This is a genomic window from Elongatibacter sediminis (genome assembly GCF_037892215.1).
GTDB lineage: Bacteria > Pseudomonadota > Gammaproteobacteria > Xanthomonadales > SZUA-36 > Elongatibacter > Elongatibacter sediminis.
Genome location: NZ_JAZHOG010000002.1, coordinates 1 through 21,023, shown reverse-complemented (window position 1 = coordinate 21,023; position 21,023 = coordinate 1). Strand labels below are relative to the sequence as shown.

Sequence of the window (21,023 nt, the reverse complement as noted above, 5' to 3'; positions counted from 1 at the left end):
GCTATGTCTGCTATCGATTCCTCAGATGACGCCAGCCTGCCCTTGCTGGAAAATGCCAGCCCGGCAATCAAGCGGGCTCTCGAGCAGATCCCGCGCGACGCGTTCCAGCTCGACACGTCTGTTCAGAATGCTTCCGGCCATCCGGCGTGGTCGACTCTCGGAATGCTCGAAACCGTCTCCCTCGGGCGTGCTGCGCGCATTGCGCCCGGCGACCGTGTGCTCGAAATCGGGACGGGTACCGGCTATCGGGCTGCGCTGCTGGGCGGGATTGCCGCCGAGGTGCACACGGTGGAAACCGTGGAAGCATTGGTCCGGCACGCGAAGACAGTGTACGAACGGCTTGGATACCGCAACGTGCATGCCCACTTCGGTGATGGTCTGCTTGGTCTTCCGGAGGAAGCCCCCTTTGACGCGATCGTGTTCTGTGTACGGGGTGGCCGAGTGCCTCCGGAACTTCGCCGGCAGCTGGCCGACGGCGGGCGCCTGGTAGCGTTGGTGGGTCAGCCGGCACGTATCCTGCGGGTCACACGAGTGGGCGACCGCTTTGATGAGGAACTGCTCAGCCCGGGCAGCGGCAGCTGTCGACTCGGTGACGTGCTCGTCGAAATGGGGCTGGTCGACCGCGGCAGCGTTGAGGAGGTCGCCCGAGACGCTGCCACCGAAGGCCGATCGTTCGAATCGGCGCTGCTGGCTCGTGGATTGGTCGACGAGGCCGAACTCTACCGGGCCCTGGCGGTTCGGCACGGCTGCGAGCAAGCCACCGCCGGAGAGCTGCTGCGACAACTCAACCCCGATTTGTACCAGCGCGTGTCGACCCCGTATCTCGAATATGCCTGCGTGCTGCCGATTCGGCGCGAAGGTCACCTGTTGTTCGTGGCGACAACAGATCCTTCCGGCCGGTTCGATGCGCTGGCCGCCGCCCTGAATGCGCATGACGTGCACCGTTATCTGGTCACGCCGACCGATTTTCAGCGAATCTGGTCCGCTCTGACACTCGGTCCACTGAAAGAACAAAAGCCGATGGAAGAGTCGGAAGCCAAGGATCTGGCGCCGACCCGGGATCTGTTCGGTGACCACTCGCTCGATTCCCGCATGGTAGCCATCTTCGAGGCCATGTTGCTCGATGCGGTCGCCGAACGCGCCAGTGATATTCATCTCGAGGTCTACGATGAAAATGTGCGCATCCGTTTTCGGATCGACGGCGAACTCCGCGACATGTCGCATTTTCAGCTGACCCGGTTCGAGCTGAGATCGCTGATCAATGTGCTCAAGATCAACGCCGAGCTCGATATCGCAGAGCACCGGCTTCCACAAGGCGGGCGTTTTCGGCGGCGGGCCGGATCCAGCACGTTCGATCTGCGTGTGCAGACCCAGCCGGCGCTCTACGGCGAACATGCCATCATTCGGCTGCTACCGCAGGATGAACATGTCCTTTCAATCCGGGAGCTGGGGTTTCCGGACCGGATAGCAGACGAGTATCGGCGCCTGCTCGAGAACCCGGGCGGACTCATCCTGGTGGTGGGCCCGACGGGGTCGGGAAAATCGACTACGCTCTACGCCGGTCTTCGGGTGCTTTCCAGAGATGCATCACGCAAGGTGATCACGATCGAGGATCCGATCGAGTACTCGATGCACAACATTCAGCAAACGCAGGCCAGGCCGGAGATCGGATTCGTCTTCGCCAATGCGATGCGAGCGTTCGTGCGCGAGGATCCCGACGTCATCCTGGTCGGAGAGATCCGCGACAGCGAGACCGCGCTCGAGGCCATTCGTGCCTCCCAGACCGGACACCTGGTGCTCTCGACCCTGCACAGCAATGATGCCGTGGATGCCGTCCAGCGCCTGTTCGATCTCGATATGCACGCCAACTCGATCGCGAGCGAGCTGCTGGCGGTGTTCGCGCAGCGCCTGGCCAAGCGCATCTGCGAGTGTTGCAGCGAGCCCGCCGAACCGGAGCCGGCGATCATGGCGGAGCTGTTTCCCACCGGTGACGTGCCATCGCGCTTCCGCGCATTCAAAGGCAAAGGGTGTTCGGCCTGCGGCGATCGCGGCACCAAAGGCCGCGTGGCGGTGCTGGAGTTCCTGCGCGCCAGCGCGGATGTGCGCAGCGCCATTACGCGACGCGTGACCGTCGACGAACTGCGCCAGGTGGCGCTGGGCGCCGGCATGATCACCATGCGGGACAGCGCCCTGAAACTGGTGACCGACGGCGTGATTCCCTTGTCCGAACTGCCGCGTGTACTGCCCGCCGAACGCATGGCCGAAGAGCGCCCGCCCGACAAAGTTCACTGACGACGGAGAACAGAAAAAGGCCACCCGAAGGTGACCTTTTGTGTTGGTGGAGGCGGCGGGAATCGAACCCGCGTCCGCAAGTACTCCGCCCTTGGCTCTACATGCTTATCCTTTCTACTGTTTTAGTTGCTGGCTACCCGAAAGGCAGGGAAGACCGGCAACGAGCCTGGCTGAGTTTTAACGAATCCACTCCAGGCGAGCTTCATCGCGATCCTGTGTGGGTCGACCCCCGGGCTCCGGCGCACACAGGCATGCTCCGGGCGGAGGGCACTAAGGCAGGTGTTTAAGCTGCTAGTGCGTAGTTGTCGTCGTTGGCAACTATATGGTTTGCAAGCAGTTTTACGAGATGTTTGCAACTCGGCATGCACCTCCGGTTTCGCTACCCGCGTCGAAGCCAGGTCGCCCCCGTGAGATCATTGGCCGCCATGATACATCAGCGGACAGGAATTCAGACAGTGCTCGAGGTGGATTGTTCCGTTTGTGGCCCCGGTTCGTGGACCCCGGCTCGGGGGCCGGGGTGACAGTACCGGGGTTGGTGCGTGAGTTGGGAAGGGTGCTGGAGTGGGCCTTGGCGTGTGGACCCCGGCTCGGGGGCCGGGGTGACAGTACCGGGGTTGGTGCGTGAGTTGGGAAGGGTGCCGGAGTGGTCCTCGGCGTGTGGGCCCCGGCTCGGGGCCGGGGTGGCGGTGCTGGCGCTGAGCTTCCGTCATCCCGGACGGCGCGCAGCGGCGATCCGGGATCCACCCGGCGTTGAATTTTGCGGCAGCGTTTGAAGCGAGTGGCCGCGCCAGACTTGTGAAGTGGTTCTGTGGTTGCAATGGTCCGGCCACCGAGTGGTCTTGGCGTGTAGGCCCCGGCTCGGGGGCCGGGGTGACAGTACCGGGGTTGGGGCGTGAGTCGGGAAGGGTGCTGGAGTGGGCCTTGGCGTGTAGGCCCCGGCTCGGGGGCCGGGGTGACGGTGCTAACGCTAACCCTTCGTTGTGCCGGACGTCGTTTAGCCTTCATCATCCCGGACGTCGTTTAGCCTTTATCATCCCGGATGTCGCTAACTCTCCGATATTCCGGAAGTGGTTTACCCTTCGTCATTCCGGATGGCGCGCAGCGGCGATCCGGGATCCACTCGCGCCAAGGTGGCGTGGTGCCGGGTAAGCTGCGTCTGAATGGTTAAGCAATTTATCAGAATAAGTTTTTAATTAATTGAAATATAAAGGATATTGATGATATGAAACTCGAAAACAGCGTCATTGTGATCACCGGGGCGGCCGGGGGGCTTGGCTCGGCCATGGCGCGGCGGCTGGCGGGTTCCGGTGCGCGGCTGGCGCTGCTGGACATGAATGCAAGCCCGTTGGAGGAACTGGCGGCGGAGATGGATCTGACTCAGGATCGGTGCCTGACGCTGGAATGCGACGTTAGCGGGGAAGACTCGGTGGATGGGGCGATGGCGCGGGTACGTGAGCATTTCGGCCGCCTCGACGTGCTGGTGAACAATGCCGGTATCACCCGTGACGGCCTGCTGGTCAAATTTCGTGACGGCGAATTGCAATCGCGCATGAGCCTGGAGCACTGGCGCCAGGTGGTCGACGTGAACCTGACCGGAGTATTCCTGTGTGGGCGCGCCGCGGCGGAGCAGATGGCCCGGGCCGGCGACGGTGGCGTGATCGTGAACATATCCAGCATTTCGCGCCACGGGAACATGGGGCAAACGAACTATTCGGCCACCAAGGCGGGGGTCCAGGCGATCACGGTGGCCTGGTCGAAGGAACTCGCGCGCCTGGGCATTCGCACGGCGTCGATCTCACCGGGCTTCATTCGCACCGACCTGGTGACGGCGATGAAACCGGAGGCGCTGGAAAAGATGTCCCGCGCCATTCCGGCCGGGCGCCTTGGCGTACCGGACGAAATCGCCGTGACCGTCCAGTTCATCATCGAGAATGATTTCGTCAACGGCCGTGATTTCGGGATCGACGGTGGCATGCGCCTCTGAGCGCGCGACGGCGGAGCGGCCCGGTCCGGGTTGACGGGGCCGCCGCGTGGTCGCATCCGGTGCGCCCCGTGTCAGTCGGAGTGGCGGGCGTCGATCAGGCGTGCCGGAATCAGGACCACGGCCTGGCACAGTAACAGGGCGCCGCAGGCGGTCCAGATCAGCAGGGCATAACGGTTGTCACCCAGCAGTCCGGCGGCGACCGCGGGGCCCGAGGCCAGGCCCATCTTCGATGCGAAGCCGCCCAGGGCGGCCATCGTTCCGGTCTTGTCGAAGCGGGCGGCCAGCCCCAGCAGGTACGGGATGGTGAAGGCCCAGGTGATGCCGATCAGCGCATTGACGGCGAAGAACAGGGCGGGAATGTCGCTGCGCAGCAGCGCCGCAGTCGCCAGGATGGTCACCCCGATGCCGGCCACCAGCGAGCGGGTGTAGCCGAGACGGTTGGCGAAAACGATGACCAGGCCGGCACCGGCCAGTCCGAGCCACGCCGAGAATCCGAGCGCAGTGGTGATGAACGTCCTTTCCAGTCCGTAATGCGTGCCAAGACCGATGATGTAGGCGTACAACCCCATGTTGGCGGCCTGAAACAGAAACAGGGCGGCCAGGGTCAGGGTCAGCGGCACGCGCGGAATCCGCGGTGCGGGTGCGTCGGTCGCGCCGGGGATGGCGACCGGGTAGGGCGGCAGAAACGGCAGCATCGCCAGGGTGACGCCGCTGAAGGCGACCAGTGACAGGAACAGCACGGGGGTGCCGAGCACCGGTACCAGGCCCGGCAGGAACATCACCCCGAGGCCGCCGAGGCCGAACTGCACGAACAACAGCACACCGAACGTCCGGTCCGGCTGCTCGGTGCGCGCGATGACCGCGAACGCGGTGCCGATCAACATGCCGCCAACGAAGCCGTGACCAAAGCGCAGCGCGGTCAGGGTCGTGGGCTCGGTAACGGCCAGTGAGGCGAGGTCGATACCGATCAGCAGGCCCAGCAAGACCGTCGCGGCGGTTTTCCAGCGCAGCCGCCGCACCACGAACACGATGGCCAAAGCGCCAAAGGCGGCGCCGTAGATATTGGCCGATCCCACCGCGCCCGCCTGCTGATTGGTGAACCCCAGGCCCTCGATGAGCCCATCGACGATGGCCGGCATCAGGTTGACGTAGAAAAAGCCCGCCGTGGCGAGGAAAGCGAGGAACACGCGGGCGGCCATGCCGGCTGGCGCCACGTGGCGGCCGGGTTTCGTATCAGTCGAATTCAAGTCCGTGCTCCTTGAGACGGGCAGCCAGGGGTCCGAGCTGGCGGGCATAGCGCCGCCACAGGCCCACCGAGCGGCTGTGAATGGGCTCGCGCACCTGGGCCGCGCTGGCCGTGGCCGCGGGCGCGGTGCTTTCGTGGAAACGCAGGCAGCCCGCCTCGAACGGCAAGCCGAGAAAATCCAGCACACGGCGGGTTTCGGCTTCCGGGTCACCCACCAGATTCTCGTAGTCCACATCCAGCAGGCCGTCGCCGGCCACCTCCCGCCAGTGATCCATCAACCGGTGCCATCCGATCACGTAACGCCCCACGTCCTGCAGGCGGTAGCTGAAGGGGTAGCCCATGCGGAACAGCGTCTTGTACATGGCCAGGCAACTGTCCACCGGGTGGCGGCGCACGTGAATGATCCGGGCTTCGGGCAGCGCGAGGCGGATCAGGCCCAGGTACAGGCCATTGAGCGGCGTTTTGTCGACCAGGCGCGGTGTGTTTTCGCCGAAGCCTTGCAGTGCCTGCCGGTAGCGCGCGCCGAGCCGGGCCATGTCGATTCCTGACGAGGCCGCGACGAAACCCGGTTTGCTCCGCGCCGGGTCGCTGCCGGGGGCTCCTGGCTCCGCCGTATTCTGCGCGCCGCCGGTGGTTTCGCTGACGGCGTGCATCACGCCGTAGGCCAGCATGTTGATTTCCCCCAGGCTGGTGGCCTGGCTGTGGGTGCCGATGATGCGGTCGACCAGCGTGGTGCCGCTGCGCGGCAGGCCGATGACGAAGACGGGGCACCCCGGTGATTCGAGGGCGGGTGCCTGCGCCATGCGCGCGGCGTCAAACGTGTTGGTGATCTGGCGCAGGGTTTCCAGGTCGTCCTCGACCTGGTAGCTCAGGCGTCGCCGGCGTGCCTGGGCGCCGCGCTGCAGGTAGTCGAATGCTTCGTCGTGGCGTTCCAGGTCTTCCAGTTCGCGGGCCAGCGCGTAGCATACCGGCACCAGGCCAGCTTCGTCCGGATCCAGGTGGGCCAGCACGTAGCGCAATTCGTCAATGTGATTGTCCGCCGTGCTGCGCCGCCGCAGGGTCGAACGGTTGTACCAGGCATCGTAGTCCCGGGGGTTAAGGCGAATAACTTCGGTCAGCAGGGTCTCCGCCTCGTGAATTTCACCGGCGGCGATGCACGCGGCGGCGAGGTTGTACAGGCTTTGGGGGTTGCCAGGCGCCTGGTCCGCCGCGCGTCGGGCACAGCGCAGGGCGTCGGTGTGCCGCGCGCACTGGGTGTAGCGTTCGGCGATGCGCAGCAGTTGCGCCACGTCGTGCCCGGCGGCCTTCTCGCGCTCGCCGAGCAGGCGGATCGCACCCGCCACATCGCTGCAGAAAAGGCGGCACTCGGCCAGTCGCAGGGCGGTGTCGGGGTGGTCCGGATCCAGCTTCCAGGCGTGTTCCGCCGCGGCCAGCATGGCCGCGAAGTCACCCAGGTTCTGGGCTGCCAGGCTGCGTCGCAGGGCTTCTTCCGCCGAATCCTTCGCGGCGCCGGTGGAGCCCGGGTCGGGTGTGGCTGCCGATGGTCCGGCCGGGTGGGTCGGGTCACTCGCGGGCGTCATGCCGTCAGTGTACCGGGTCGGATCGTCGTGCGGAGCGTGGCGCGGCGCCCGGCTGGACCGGTCGCCGCGCCCGTGCTCAGAAGTCGTAACGCAGGTTGACGCCGACGGTGCGCGGCCGCGAAATCAGTTCCTTGCTGCCGTTTCCGAAGTAATTCTGCGCCGGGTCGGTGCCCATGTACTGCTCTTTGAACACGCCCACAATACCGTCCTCGTTGAACAGGTTCTTGACGAACAGGGTGACGGCCCAATGGTTGATCGCCAGCGTGGAACTGAAATCCACGATCGCGAAATCGTCGAGAGTCTGGTTGAAGCGCGGCGACGGCAGAACGGAATTCTCCATTTCCGATTGCCAGTAGCCGGTGATCCGGTTGCGCCACTCCCAGCCGTTCGACAGATTGAAGGCATGGTCCACGGTGGCGTTGAGGGTGTGTTCGGACAACCCGGGCAGTTTCGTTCCCTCGCGCGCGATGGGGCTGGTCTGGTTGGGGTCGTCGGCGGCGAAAAAGTCGTTGTCGAGTTCGCCGCTCACGTAGGCATAGCCCAGGTTGGCGTGCCAGCCCTGTCCGAAGTAGAAGTCGAATTCGGCCTCCAGCCCGGCGGTGTGGGCATCTTCGGCATTCTGAGCGGCGAAGAAGGCCCAATTGGTGGTGGCGGTATTGAGCTGGATGTCCTCCCAGTCCACGTAGAACAGCGAGATGTTGTAGAAGCTCTGGTCGCCGGTTCCCTTGATGCCGATCTCGTAGTTGGTCACGGTGTCGGGTCCGTAACGCTGCCAGACCGGATCCTCGGCGAACACGCCGGACAGCGGTACGGCATTGGTGCCGCCGCGCCGATATCCTTCGGAGATGGTGCCGTAGGCCATCATCCGGTCGTGGATGTCCCACGAGGCGTTGAACTTGAACAGGGTGTCGGAATCGCTGTCCGAAAACTCCACCGTATCGTCGAACGAGAACGAGGTGTACAGACCCACACCCATGTTGGTGGTGTTCTTGTAATCATGGTCGAAAGAGCGGAAGCCGCCGGTGATGCGGAACGTCTCGCTGATGTTCCAGGTCAGTTCGCCGAACAGCGCCTTGTCCTCGAAGTTCTCGTCGCGCCGGTAGCGGAAGTCCTGGTCGCTGATCACGCAGCAGCCCCAGGCTGCGTCCGCCCAGTTCTTGAAGCCGCGCAGGAAACTGTCCTGCGAGGCGAACTTGTCTTCGTCGGCGTAGTAGGCACCAACCACCCAGTCGAACATGCCGTCGCCGTTGGAAACCAGCCGCAGTTCCTGGATAAAGGCCTCGTCGTCGTAGGTGCGAACGGCCGATGCCATCGGGCGCGGGTAGTTGTAGTAGAACGCGCCGAGCCAGCCGAGCTGGGCATAGAACCCGGTGTTCTCGCTGGTCGACGAGCCGGAATGTTCGTATCCGGACGTGCTGCTGGTCAGGGTCGCGAATCCGAGATCGATGTTCATTTCCAGACTGACCAGGTCGACCTCGCGTTCGGACGGCTCGCGCTGGATGGAGCCGGCCTCGTAATCGTCGTATGGGTCGCCCCAGCCGTCGAGTCCGTTGGTGGGGTGCATACGCCCGCCGATGTCGTCGTCCTGTGTGGTCCATGTGAGCAGGGCGTCGAACTTGTCGTTTGGCTCGAAGGCCAGCGATACCCGCGCGTACTCGATGTCGACCGTGTCGGCGTCCTCGATGGACTCGTACACCGCGGTGTCGGCCAGCGGCCCGTCGGGTGCAACGGGAATGCCCTCGTTGTCCAGCACGTAGACATTGGGCAGGTCGACGACCCCGTCGTTGTCGATCTTGCCGGCCACGATGCGGGCGGCAAAGGTGTCGCCCAGCGGGATGTTGATCACGGCGCTGGCGCCCCAGTTGGTGCCAGAGGAACCCTTGGTGTCGCTGATGTGGCCCTCGACCATGCCTTCCCATTCCCCCAGCACGGGCCGGCGCGCGATGTAACGCACCGTGCCACCCAGCGAGCCGGAGCCGTACAGCGTGCCCTGCGGGCCACGCAGCACTTCGACCCGTTCGAGATCCTTGAGAATGAAGTTGGCGAATACCGGGGTATCGTTGAGGTAGGTGGAAACGGTCGGCACCGTGGACAGCGAAAAATCGCCCACGATGTTGCTGTCGATGGTCAGGCCGCGGATGCGGATGGTGTTGACCACACCGGTGTTGCGATGGCCGATGTCGACCACGGCGGCGCCCGGCACCGAACGCAGCAACTCGGAGGTCTCGAGAATGAACCCGTCGTCGATGAACTCGCCGCTGACGGCCGAGATGTTGTAGGGAATGTCGACGATGCTCTGTTCACGCCGCTGCGCGGTGACGACGATCTCCTCCAGCAGGCGGCCGCCGGCGCTCTCGGAGCCCGCCTGTTCCTGAGCGGCGGCGATGCCGGCCTGACCCGTGGCGAGCAGGGCGGTGGTGATCGCTGCGCTGAGTGTGTTGCGTTTGACCTGGCGGTTCGAATTCATGTGATTTGCTCCGGCTAATCGGTTTTCGGTGGTCTCGGGTCGTCGTGCCCGGTTTCTCTGTCCCCATGGGCGGACCCGTCCGCACGGGTCCGAGGTTTAAGCTATCGAAGTCGCGCCGCCAGGCGTAGGGCCAGTTCGCGGGTTCGTTTGAGTCCAGGTGGGTCAGTGGCGCCTTTCAGCACGGTTTAGGACGGGAACCCGGGGCCCGTCAGTCCGTGGCCGGCCGCCGCGGCAGTTCCAGGGGGCCAAGCTCCCCCAGCGCGCCGGCGCCGGCGTCCGCGGCGTACACGGGAAAGTCCACCGGTCGGTCGCGAAAGCTCTTCAGGGTCTGGGTCTGGCCGTGCAGGCCGCGCTGCCGCACCCGCCGTACGTGCGCGAAATCGATTTCCGCGGTGATGATCTCGCGGCCCGAGCCGGCGGTGTGGATCACGGTGCCGTCCGGTCCGGCCACGATGGATCGGCCGAAACCGAGGTGGCCGGCGCAATTGAGGTTGAAGAACCACACTTGATTGACCGCCGCGTTGGCACGGGCGATGGACAGCTCGACGTCGCGATCGATGGTGGTCGTCATGGTGGGGCACAGAATGGCTTCCGCGCCCATCCAGGCCAGGGTGCGCACGGTTTCCGGAAACCACATGTCGTAGCAGATGATCACGCCGATCCGGCCCGCGCCGGGCACATCGAACACGGTAAACCGGTCGCCGCCGCTGACGCCTTTTTCGTAGGGTGCGAAGGGAAACTGCTTGCGATAACGGGCGATGACCTCGCCCTGCGGGTCAATCACCGGGCTGGTGTTGTATACCTGGTCTCCCGCGCGTTCGAACATGGAGCCGGGCACCAGCCAGACGCCATTGCGGGCGGCAGCCTCGCAATACCGGGATTCAACTTCGCCCGGCAGGGCCACGGCCTGCCCCGGGTTGGGGCCGAAGGTGCACAGTTCCGGAAGCAACAGCAACTGCACCCAGGGATAGCGCTGGCAGGTGCGGTCGATTTCGCGTTCCAGGCGCGACAGGTTGTCCTCGCCGGCGAGTTCGAGCTGTAATCCGGCGACGGCTAGATAGGCCATTATCAACTCCACGGCTGTGCGGCCGCCCGCGGCGGCCGGTGATTTTCGAGACTAGACTACGTGTGGGCCGTGGGTCGGCGTAGAACCAGTTGGCGCTGGCGTATGAGGCCAGTCAGGGTTCCGGCCGGTGCAGGATGGCTTCATCCACCAGCCGGCCCGAATCGTTGTACCAGCGGATGTGCTGGCCGTCGAGCGTTACGTGGTAGGCCGATTCCTCGCCATAGGCCCAGCGTTGCCATTGCCGGTGCCACAGATCGCCTTCACACCACCAGCGCCCTTCATCGCAATCTTCGTTGGCGGCGCCGGCCCGTCCGGCCATGCTGCCGTTGCGCCGCAGTTCGATAACACAGGGATCGCAGTACACCGTGCGGTAGATCAGGGTGGCGCCGCTCATCGCGGACTGGAGCTCATCGCCGCGCAGCAGGTGCGGATCGTCCGGGTCGAGTTGCGTGCCTTCCACCTTGCTCAGTTCCCACATCAGTTCGCGCAGGCGTTCCACGCCTTCCCGGATGCGCTTTTCGGGGATACTGGTCACCCCCATGCGGAAACAGTTGCGCGAGGTGTCGCGGTTGGCGTGGTAGTGCGTGTCCGGCTCGATCAGGATGCCGCGTTTGGCCGCGGTACGGGTCAGCCGTTCGACCTCGATGTCGTCCGGGGCCCGCACCCAGAAGGCGGTGCCGCCCTGGTTGGGCGTGGTGACGATGGATTTGGGCCGGTAGTGGTTGAGGGCATCGCGCAGGGCGGTCCAGCGTACCCGCATCTCCTGGTGCAGCCGGGCCATGAACGAGTCGTAGTGCCCCAGCGACAGAAAGTAGGCGGCGGTTCGCTGATTGACCAGCGAGGGCCGGCCGACCACCAGTTGCCGCAGGCGGCGCGCGGCGCGAATCAGTTCCGGCGCGGCCACCATGAAACCGATGCGCAGCCCGGGAGCCAGCACGCGGGGCAGGGCGGAGACGTAGATGACCCGGTTGTCCCGGTCCATACCGCGCAGAGCCGGATGCGGTTGACCGAGGTAGTTCCGTTCGTGTTCGAAGTCGTCCTCGATGATGATCTGGTCGCGCTCGTGCGCCTTCTTCAGCAGTTGTTCGCGGCGCTCATTGGGCATGGTGACGGCCGTGGGCACCTGGTGGCTGGGCGTGACGTAGACCAGTTGGCTGCGGTCCAGGCGGTCGTCGATCACCATGCCCTGTTCGTCCACCGGCTGCGGTCGCACGGCCGCGCCCGACTGGCGCAGCAATTGCCGAATGCGCGGGTTGCCGGGTTCCTCGACCGCCACCTGGATGCCGGATCCGGCCAGCAACTGCACCAGCAGGAACAGGGCGTTCTGCTCTCCCAGGGTAATCAGGATCTCATCGGGCTGCGCCGTGATGCCGCGCCGGGGCAGCATCTTGGATCGTATTTCGTCAATCAGCATCGGGTCGTCGGCATCGCCCTCGGTGACCGTTCCCTCGTTCACCACCCGGTCGCCCAGCGCCATGCGGCTGGCTTCCCGCCACGAGGCGGTCGGATACAGCGAGGCATCGAAGTGGCCGTCGATGAAGGGAAAAGGGTGTTGCTGCCAGTTTGCCGGCCAGTCGAATTCGGGCCGTTCTCCGACGTCCGTACGGATACGCGATTTCCACCGCGCCACCTGCTCTGCGTCGGGTGTCTGCGCCTGGTGCACGCCAATCCGGTTCTCGCGCACGCTTTCGTTGACGAAAATGCCGCTGCGCTCGCGGCTGACCAGATAACCTTCTTCGATCAACTGTTCATAGGCCAGCACGACCGTGTTGCGCGCCACGCCGAGCTGCTCGGCCATCTTGCGCGACGAGGGCAGGCGGGTGCCGGGCGGGTAGGCGCCCTTGAGCACGGCGTCCACCAGCTTCTGGCGGATCTGCGTCTGCAGGCTCTGCTTGCTGTCCGGATCGAGGTAGATCAGCGACTCATTCATGGTCACGCTCGTGACTCAGCCACGCTTGAGAATGCGGCCTTTCTCGCGTTCCCAGTCGCGTTCCTTGATGGTTTTGCGCTTGTCGTGCTGGCGCTTGCCCCTGGCCAGGCCGATTTCGACCTTGGCCTTGCCGCGGGTCCAGTACATGGCCGTGGGTATGAGCGCGTATCCCTTGCGTTCCACCGCTCCGATCAGTTGGTCGATCTGGCGCCGGTGCAGCAGCAGTTTGCGGGTGCGCAAGGGGTCCGGCTCGATGTGCGTCGACACCGTGGGCAGGGGACTGATCTGGCAGCCGAACAGATAGGCCTCGCGGTCCTTGAGCAGAACGTAACTGTCGGCGAACTGGACCCGTCCTTCGCGCAGGGATTTCACTTCCCAGCCCTGCAGGGCGAGGCCCGCTTCGAAACGCTCCTCGATGTGGTAGTCGAAGCGCGCGCGTTTGTTGACAGCGATGGTCTTGCGGCCGGTGGCGCTGGTGTCGTTCATTCGTCTCCCTGGGGCTTGTGTGGCTCGGACCGGCGGTGGTGCCTGCCTTCCGCCAGACCGGATATTGCACCACGCCGGTACCACGCGGGTCCAGCGGTGTCGGCTCGTGTTATGCTGGCGCGCCCCGGTCAGACGCGTTGTTGCCGCCTTGGAAATCACCCGCACAGCCCTGGTGCCCCGCCCGGCCATGGCGATGTTTCGCCTGGTGGAGGACATCGAACGCTATCCGGATTTTCTGAGCTGGTGCGCGGCGGCGGATCTGATCGAGCAATCCGGTGACATGCAACTCGCCCGCCTCGAAGTCTCGCTGGCCGGGTTGCGCCAGGATTTCACCACGCGCAATCGACTGGAACGGGGTCAGCGGCTCTCGATGTCCCTGGTCGACGGTCCGTTCCGGCAACTGTCCGGCGAATGGCGTTTTCTTGCGCTCGGTGATTCCGGTTGCAAGATCACTCTCGATCTCGCTTTCGACTTTTCCAACTCGGTGTTGTCGGCCGCATTTCGCCGCGGATTCTCCAATGTGGCCGATCGACTCGTCGCTGACTTCGTGCGCCGGGCCGAAGCGGTCTACACCCAGGGCGAAGAGAACGGCAAGCCATGAGTGGCGCGGACCCGGACACGATGACCGTCGAAGTCGCCTGGGCCACCCCGGAGACCCAGCAGATCGTGACCCTGACCGTGCCGCGAGGCAGCACGGCGCGGGAGGCGATCGAAGCGTCCGGTATCCGGATCCGTTTCCCGGAAATCGAGCCCGAACCCGACGTGGGAATCTTCAGCCGCAGGATTACCCTCGACCAGGTTCTGTCCGAAGGAGACCGGGTCGAAATCTACCGTCCGTTGATCGCGGACCCGAAGGAAGTGCGGCGCCAGAAAGCAGAGCGCGATCGCGGCCGGGGCTGAAATTCACCCACCGCTCCCGGGTCTCCCGGTATCCGTTCCCCGATCATGGGTGTGTCCCGGGCTCGGACATGCGAGACGGGCCGCGGCTATGAAAAACGCCCGGCGGACTCAGCCGTCGATATCGGGTGAAGTCAGGTCGTCAGCGGGGCGCTGATTGATCACATCGCGTCCGGCTTCCAATTCACGCTCATCCGCGGTGCGCTCACCGAGCCCGCGAATTTCCGGTTCGAGGGCTTCCGCGCTGGCATCCTCGACGGATTCCTTGTGCGGGTCGGGCTGGGCTGCCGCGCCTGATGCGGCGACTGCCGAATCCGGATCGTCGGCGCCGGCGGGCTCATAGCCGATGATCTCGGTCAGCTCGTCGTTTTCGAAACGCAGGGTGATGGTGCGCTGAGTCGGTTCACCACCGCGGCGGCTGTACGTCTGCACGTAGTCCCAGCGTTGCGGCTGGAACGGGTCGTGTATGGAGGGCGAACCCAGAACGAACAGAACCTGACGCTTGTTCATGCCCAGGTACAACTGGTCGAGGTCTTCGTCCTCCAGGGCATTGCCTTGCTGCACATTCTGTTTGTAGATCAAGCCGCAGCCGGCCATGGAGGACAGCAGCAGAATCAGGGGAATGGAGCGGATCAGTCGTTTCATTCGGTAACCGGGCATTCGCTGAGGGACGTGATGAATGGTTTTCGCGCCGGTGGTGCCGGACGCATCGCGCGTAAACCACGGATGATACAATATCGGACCGTCGCACCGACAGTACCGAGTCATGAAACAGGAAAGCTCCGGGCAGCAGGAAGTCAGGAATCTGCGCAAAGCCGGTCTCAAGATCACGCATCCGCGCAAACGAATTTTCGAGATTCTCGAGCAGAAAGCGCACAAGCACATGACCGCGGACGATATCTACCGGGCGCTGGTCGAGTCCGGCGAGGATATTGGCCTGGCCACGGTTTACCGTGTGCTGAACCAGTTCGAGGCAGCCGGGCTGGTGGTGAAGCACAATTTCGAGGGTGGTCAGGCGTACTACGAGCTGGATTCAGGCAAACACCACGATCACATGGTGTGCGTGGAAACCGGCAAGGTCATTGAATTCGTCAATAACGAAATCGAGGCCCTGCAGGAAAAAATAGCCGCGGCGCATGGCTACACCATCGAAGACCACAGCCTCGTCATCTACGTGCGGCCCGCCAGGAAAAAAGCGAAGCCCGAGTAATCGGACGAGCGGTCCGGGACCGGGCGCGGGTCAGTGGCGGGTCAGCGCGCCGTGCAGCAGTTCCTGAGCGTGCGCGCGGCTCTGTTCCGAAAGATTGCCCCCCAGCATGCGGGCGATTTCATCCACCCGTTCATCCTCGTCCAGCACATGCGTGCGCACGCGGGTCGCTTCATCGCCGGTGCTTTTCAGAACCCGCACCTGCCGGTCGGCGCATACCGCGACCTGCGCCAGGTGGGTGACGCACAGCGCCTGCCCGTCGCGGGCCGCGCTGCGCAGCAGGTGGCCCACGGCGTTGGCGGTTTCGCCACCGATGCCGGCATCGACCTCGTCGAAAACCTGGGTCGGGGGCGGGCGGTCCGCCGATGCGGCCACCTTGACCGCCAGGCTGATGCGGGACAGTTCGCCGCCCGAAGCAATCTTCTTCAGCGGGCCCGGCGGCAAGCCGGGGTTGGCGCTGACGCGTAATTCGATGCGGTCGTCGCCGCGGCGGCTGGGTGGACCTTCGGGGTCGTGATCGAGGTGCATTTCGAACACGCCACCCTCCATGCCGAGTACCTGCATCAACTCGGTGACCGCCTGTGACAGGGTGGCGGCCCGCCGCGCCCGTGCTTTGTGGAGCTTTCCGGCGGCCTTGCGGTAGGCTTCGAGCAGCCGGGCGCAGGTCTGCTCCAGAGCGCGCCGCCGCTCCTCGCGACTGCCGGCTTCCTCGCACCGGGTACGCAGCCGTTCGAGCACCTCGCACAGCTGTTCCGGCCCGACCCGGTGGCGCCGGGCCAGGGCATGCAACCGCGCCATTCGCGCATCCAGGTCGGCCAGTTTTTCCGGACTCAGATCAATCCGGCTCAGGGCACCCTGCAGGCTGCTGCGAGCCTCTTCGCAATTGATGGCAGCCTCGCGCAGGGCTTTCTCGGCATTGGCGACATCCGCGTCCGCCCCGGCGTTGCCCGAGACCCGCTCGACCAGTTCGTTCAGCCGGTGGCCAATGCCGCTCTCGTCGTCCTCCAGAACATCCAGGGCGGCTTGCAGGGACTCGACGACATCGCCACCCCGTGCCAGCAGGCGGTGTTCGGATTCCAGCGCTGCATACTTTTCGGCGGACAGGGCCCAGGGTTCGAGTTCCTCGATCTGGTGATTGAGCAGTTCCAGTTCGCCCGCCGGCAGGGGGTCTTCGGCATCCAGTGCCTGCAATTGGCCATCTGCTTCGCGCCAGTCCTCGAAAGCCTGTTCGACGGCGGCTCGCTGTTCGGGGTGGCTGTCACCGGCATCGAGCAGGCGAAACTGTTCGTCACCACGGGTCAGCCGGATGTGTTCGTTCTGGCCGTGAATTTCCACCAGCAGTTCGCCCAATTCCTGCATTTGCGACAGGGTGACCGAACTGCCGTTGATCCAGGCGCGCGACCGTCCGGCGCTGGTGAGTACGCGCCGCAGCAGGCATACCGAACCGTCCTCCATGTCGTGCTGCCGCAGCCAGTCCAGGGCTGCGCTGTCGTCGCCCAGTTCGAATTCGGCGATCAGTTCCGCCTTGTCGCAGCCGCTCCGCACACTACCCGAATCCGCGCGCCCGCCCAGCAGCAGGCCCAGTGCGTCGACCAGCATGGACTTGCCCGCACCGGTTTCACCGGTGATGGCGGTGAAGCCGGCGCCGGTTTCCAGTTCGAGGTTTTCGATAATCGCGAAGTCGCGGATGTGCAGCAGCGTCAGCAAGGGTATGCGGGCTTCCGTGGCCAGGTTCGGTGGGGTGGCGCCAGCCCCTCAAGCTAGCATGACCGGGGTCAGGCGGCAACGCGTCCGCTGTCGGAAATCGGCTTGAATCAACAGGTCATAGCCCCATATCGGAGAGCGGGACGGAACGCCCCGGCGTTCAATGCACTCAAGGAGCCAATCATCGTGACCCAAGACGAACAAAAGCACCCCGCGCCGGAAGCCGAAGACGCCGGCCGGGATTCTCAGGACGGCACGGAATCCGGAGGCGCCTCGGCGCAGGCCGAGGCTGCCGGTGATGGGGAGACGGGAAGCCTGGAAGAGCAACTGGCCGCCGCCGAACGCGAACTCGCCCAGCATCGCGAGGCGATGTTGCGCATGCAGGCGGAGATGGACAACCAGCGCAAACGACTCGCACGTGACCAGGAGCGTTCGCGCAAGTTCGCGCTGGAAGGAATCATCAAGGACCTGCTGGAAGTGCGGGACAGCCTGGAGCGCGGTCTGCAGATGGCCGATGAGTCCTCGACCGCTGAATCGCTGCGCGAGGGCAAGGAATTGACCCTGAAAATGCTGAGCAAGGTGCTCGCCGATCACGGACTGGAGGAGATCGATCCGGCCGGTGAAGCTTTCGATCCCGAGCAGCATGAAGCGATGACGATGCAGCCCTCGGAGGACCAGCCCGAGAATACGGTGCTGGAAGTGCTGCAGAAGGGCTACCTGCTGCACGACCGGCTGATACGCCCGGCGCGGGTCATCGTGTCGCGGCAACCCTGAACAGGGCCTGGCGGACATTTCGGTCACGAAAAGCCCTCCAGGCAATTGAAAAACCGGGCCACAGCCCCATTTTTGGCATATCGACTTTAAACCCGAATATCGGAGTCTGGGAGACAAATTCATGGGCAAGATCATAGGTATCGACCTTGGCACCACCAATTCCTGCGTCGCAGTGATGGAAGGGAATGCGCCCAAGGTCATTGAAAATGCCGAAGGCGATCGCACCACGCCCTCCATCGTCGCGTTCACCAAGGACGGCGAAGTCCTGGTGGGCCAGCCGGCCAAGCGCCAGGCGGTGACCAATCCGACGAACACGCTCAATGCCGTCAAGCGGCTGATCGGGCGCAAGTTCAAGGAAGACGTGGTGCAGAAGGACCGGGACCTCGTTCCCTACCAGATCGTCGAGGCCGACAACGGCGACGCATGGGTCGAAGCCGGCGGCAAGAAGATGGCGCCGCCTGAGATTTCCGCGCGCGTACTGATGAAGATGAAGAAGACCGCCGAAGACTACCTCGGCGAGGAAGTCACCGAAGCCGTGATCACGGTGCCGGCCTACTTCAACGACTCGCAGCGCCAGGCCACCAAGGACGCCGGCAAAATCGCCGGCCTGACGGTCAAGCGCATCATCAACGAGCCGACCGCGGCCGCGCTGGCTTACGGCCTGGACAAGAAGGGCGGTGAGCGCAAGATCGCGGTCTACGACCTGGGTGGCGGCACCTTCGACATCTCGATCATCGAGATCGCGGAAGTCGACGGCGAGCACCAGTTCGAAGTGCTGGCCACCAACGGCGACACCTTCCTTGGCGGTGAGGACTTCGACAAGCGCGTCATCGATTACCTGGTCGCCGAGTTCAAGAAAGACCAGGGCGTGGATCTGAAGAACGATCCGCTGGCCCTTCAGCGCCTGCGTGAAGCGGCCGAGCGCGCCAAGATCGAGCTGTCCAGCAGCCAGCAGACCGAAGTGAACCTGCCGTACATCACGGCGGACGCCAGCGGTCCCAAGCACCTGAACATCAAGTTGACCCGCGCCAAGCTGGAATCCCTGGTCGGTGAACTGGTGACCCGCACCATCGCTCCGTGCCGCACGGCGCTGGACGATGCCGGTCTCAAGGTCAGCGACATCGATGATGTCATCCTGGTCGGCGGTCAGACCCGCATGCCCAAGGTGCAGGAAGCCGTGGCGGAATTCTTCGGCCGCGACCCGCGCAAGGATGTCAACCCGGACGAGGCCGTCGCCATCGGCGCCGCGGTCCAGGGCGGCGTACTCGCGGGCGACGTCAAGGACGTGCTGCTGCTCGACGTGACCCCGCTGTCCCTGGGCATCGAAACCCTGGGCGGCGTGATGACCAAGCTGATCGAGAAGAACACCACGATCCCGACCAAGGCGACCCAGGTGTTCTCCACCGCGGAGGACAACCAGACGGCCGTGACGGTCCATGTGCTGCAGGGTGAACGCGAAGTCGCCTCGGCCAACAAGTCGCTGGCCCGCTTCGACCTGGCCGGTATTTCGGCCGCGCCGCGCGGCATGCCGCAGATCGAGGTCACCTTCGACATCGACGCCAACGGCATCATGCACGTCAGCGCCAAGGACAAGGCCACCGGCAAGGAACAGAAGATCGAGATCAAGGCCGGTTCGGGGCTCAGCGACGATGAGATCCAGCGCATGGTGGAAGACGCCGAGGCGCACGCGGACGAGGACCGCAAGTTCCACGAACTGGTCCAGACCCGCAATAGCGCGGATGCCCTGGTTCACGCCACGCGTTCCAGCCTCACGGAAGTCGAGGACAAGCTGTCCGAAGACGAGCGCAAGAAGATCGAAGACGCGCTCGCCGGCGTGGAAGAAGCCATGAAGGGCGACGACAAGGACGCCATCGAGGCTGCGGTGAACACCCTGGGTGAAGCCGCCCAGGCGATCCACCAGCATGCCGCGGCGGCCGCTCAGGAGTCGGCCGAAGGCCAGGCTTCCGAAGGCCAGTCCGACAGCGGTTCGGCTGAAGATGTGGTCGATGCCGAGTTCGAGGAAGTGGACGACGACAAGAAGTCCTGACCTCGGGGGCAGTCGGCCCCAACCGCTCCAACCAGAACCCCGGCCCCGGCCGGGGTTTTGCGTTTCCGGATCGGTATCAAAACACGGCACAACTCACCTCAATGGCACCCAGTGCATGTCATTGACGGCTCGGGTACGCGGGCTCTGACTTCCTGCGGGTTTCGCGTCAGTTCAATTCCGTTCATCTGGAAGGTTCACGCTAACCGTGCCCTCGAGCAGGCAGGTGCTACGGCACATTCCCCTCAGGGGACGGCTTTAATACGTCCGTGTAACCTTCGCGCCGCCGTCCTGGCGGCGAGACCCCTGAGGGGAACGCGCCGCATCACCTGCCTGGGCAGATGTGGACCTGAGCGGTGGATCTCCTCAACCCCGTACCGCTGCTACGGCGCTCAAATTCACTTCTGCCTTTGTGTTCCGCTCGCCAACGTCGCTGCAGCCAAGCCGGGGGGCGTGACATACCGCTCAGGGTCCTGGTTCAACGGCTTTGACTGTTTACTGGTTTCGCATAGTTCAGATTCCGCTTATCTGGAAGGCTCATGGAAACCGTGCCCTCGAGCAGGCAGGTGCTACGGCACATTCCCCTCAGGGGACGGCTTTAATACGTCCGTGTAACCTTCGCGCCGCCGTCCTGGCGGCGAGACCCCTGAGGGGAACGCGCCGCATCACCTGCCTGGGCAGATGTGGACCTGAGCGGTGGATCTCCTCAACCCCGTACCGCTGCTACGGCGCTCAAATTCACTTCTGCCTTTGTGTTCCGCTCGCCAACGTCGCTGCAGCCAAGCCGGGGGGCGTGACATACCGCTCAGGGTCCTGGTTCAACGGCTTTGACTGTTTACTGGTTTCCCTTAGTTCAGATTCCGCTCGTTTGGTGCGCTTGTGGAAAAACGTGCCCTCGAGCAGGCAGGTGCTACGGCACATTCCCCTCAGGGGACGGCGTGAATACTTCCCTGTAGCCTCGTATGGTGTACAGCGCCCGGATTCGGGAAGATGAAGGGCGCCGGGATGGGAGGGACGATGTAGCCTTCTGACCTGTTGGTACAGACTGCTGAAGATTTCGCCCCCATCCCTCCTCACGCAGGAACGCCGATTAGGAACCTAGCTGTCGCTCAGCCGATTCATACGAGCTTGCGTCGCGTGAGTCCCGGCGCACGGCATGGTAACCGCGGAGGTCATTATGGCAAGTCAAGCACAGCTCGTCACGTTGGGCGTGGATGTTTCGAAGGACCACCTGGATATATGTGCGTGGCCAGACACACGGACTGAACGGATAGCCAACCAGCCGGATGCGATCCGCAAGTGGCTTTGCCGCTATGAACGTGGTGCAGCATTACAGCTGGCCTTTG

The 21,023-nt window shown here is 64.2% G+C and carries 15 protein-coding genes and 1 other RNA gene; 7 read left to right on the top strand and 9 right to left on the bottom strand.

Going from position 1 to position 21,023, the window contains the following annotated elements:
* Positions 1–3 precede the first annotated feature (3 nt).
* Entirely contained in the window at positions 4–2,292 is a 2,289-nt protein-coding gene (locus tag V3330_RS02960) for an ATPase, T2SS/T4P/T4SS family (RefSeq protein ID WP_354693900.1), read from the top strand.
* 44 nt (positions 2,293–2,336) lie between these two features.
* On the opposite strand, the gene ssrA is transcribed toward V3330_RS02960, so the two are convergent.
* Positions 2,337–2,699: a transfer-messenger RNA gene (gene ssrA, locus V3330_RS02955) on the bottom strand.
* A gap of 815 nt (positions 2,700–3,514) precedes the next feature.
* Between ssrA and V3330_RS02950 the strand changes: the two genes are divergently transcribed.
* Positions 3,515–4,276, top strand: coding sequence for an SDR family oxidoreductase (locus V3330_RS02950; RefSeq protein WP_354693899.1), 762 nt, complete (start codon positions 3,515–3,517; stop codon positions 4,274–4,276).
* A gap of 71 nt (positions 4,277–4,347) precedes the next feature.
* On the opposite strand, the gene V3330_RS02945 is transcribed toward V3330_RS02950, so the two are convergent.
* From V3330_RS02945 to smpB, 6 genes are all read right to left on the bottom strand, one after another.
* Complete coding sequence (locus V3330_RS02945; protein WP_354693898.1) at positions 4,348–5,523, bottom strand: MFS transporter; 1,176 nt, start codon at positions 5,521–5,523, stop codon at positions 4,348–4,350.
* Complete coding sequence (locus V3330_RS02940; protein WP_354693897.1) at positions 5,510–7,102, bottom strand: tetratricopeptide repeat-containing sulfotransferase family protein; 1,593 nt, start codon at positions 7,100–7,102, stop codon at positions 5,510–5,512. Before V3330_RS02940 ends, V3330_RS02945 begins: the two co-directional genes overlap by 14 nt.
* Positions 7,103–7,178: 76 nt before the next feature.
* A complete protein-coding gene (locus V3330_RS02935) occupies positions 7,179–9,569 on the bottom strand; it encodes a TonB-dependent receptor (RefSeq protein WP_354693896.1) in 2,391 nt (796 codons plus the stop codon).
* A gap of 208 nt (positions 9,570–9,777) precedes the next feature.
* Complete coding sequence (locus tag V3330_RS02930; RefSeq protein ID WP_354693895.1) at positions 9,778–10,635, bottom strand: carbon-nitrogen hydrolase family protein; 858 nt, start codon at positions 10,633–10,635, stop codon at positions 9,778–9,780.
* A gap of 112 nt (positions 10,636–10,747) precedes the next feature.
* Complete coding sequence (gene pdxR / locus V3330_RS02925) at positions 10,748–12,565, bottom strand: MocR-like pyridoxine biosynthesis transcription factor PdxR (RefSeq protein ID WP_354693894.1); 1,818 nt, start codon at positions 12,563–12,565, stop codon at positions 10,748–10,750.
* 15 nt (positions 12,566–12,580) lie between these two features.
* A complete protein-coding gene (gene smpB, locus V3330_RS02920) occupies positions 12,581–13,051 on the bottom strand; it encodes an SsrA-binding protein SmpB (protein ID WP_354693893.1) in 471 nt (156 codons plus the stop codon).
* A gap of 148 nt (positions 13,052–13,199) precedes the next feature.
* Between smpB and V3330_RS02915 the strand changes: the two genes are divergently transcribed.
* Complete coding sequence (locus tag V3330_RS02915; RefSeq protein WP_354693892.1) at positions 13,200–13,652, top strand: type II toxin-antitoxin system RatA family toxin; 453 nt, start codon at positions 13,200–13,202, stop codon at positions 13,650–13,652.
* Entirely contained in the window at positions 13,649–13,951 is a 303-nt protein-coding gene (locus V3330_RS02910; protein WP_354693891.1) for an RnfH family protein, read from the top strand. The genes V3330_RS02915 and V3330_RS02910 overlap by 4 nt, the downstream gene beginning before the upstream one ends.
* Before the next feature lie 108 nt (positions 13,952–14,059).
* Here the strand turns inward: V3330_RS02910 and V3330_RS02905 are convergent, their stop codons facing one another.
* The gene (locus V3330_RS02905; RefSeq protein ID WP_354693890.1) at positions 14,060–14,593 is read right to left on the bottom strand and encodes an outer membrane protein assembly factor BamE; all 534 of its coding nucleotides are present in this window, start codon (positions 14,591–14,593) and stop codon (positions 14,060–14,062) included.
* Positions 14,594–14,714: 121 nt separating this feature from the next.
* Between V3330_RS02905 and fur the strand changes: the two genes are divergently transcribed.
* Entirely contained in the window at positions 14,715–15,158 is a 444-nt protein-coding gene (gene fur / locus V3330_RS02900) for a ferric iron uptake transcriptional regulator (RefSeq protein WP_354693889.1), read from the top strand.
* 30 nt (positions 15,159–15,188) lie between these two features.
* Here fur and recN read toward each other — a convergent pair whose 3' ends face one another.
* A complete protein-coding gene (recN, locus tag V3330_RS02895; RefSeq protein ID WP_354693888.1) occupies positions 15,189–16,862 on the bottom strand; it encodes a DNA repair protein RecN in 1,674 nt (557 codons plus the stop codon).
* 183 nt (positions 16,863–17,045) lie between these two features.
* Here recN and grpE point away from each other — a divergent pair, with 183 nt between their 5' ends.
* Together grpE and dnaK are read left to right on the top strand one after the other, a co-directional pair.
* Complete coding sequence (grpE, locus tag V3330_RS02890) at positions 17,046–17,633, top strand: nucleotide exchange factor GrpE (protein WP_354693887.1); 588 nt, start codon at positions 17,046–17,048, stop codon at positions 17,631–17,633.
* 121 nt (positions 17,634–17,754) lie between these two features.
* Positions 17,755–19,680 carry a molecular chaperone DnaK gene (gene dnaK / locus V3330_RS02885; RefSeq protein WP_354693886.1) on the top strand — a complete coding sequence of 642 codons (1,926 nt, stop codon included), beginning with the start codon at positions 17,755–17,757 and terminating at the stop codon, positions 19,678–19,680.
* Positions 19,681–21,023 lie beyond the last annotated feature (1,343 nt).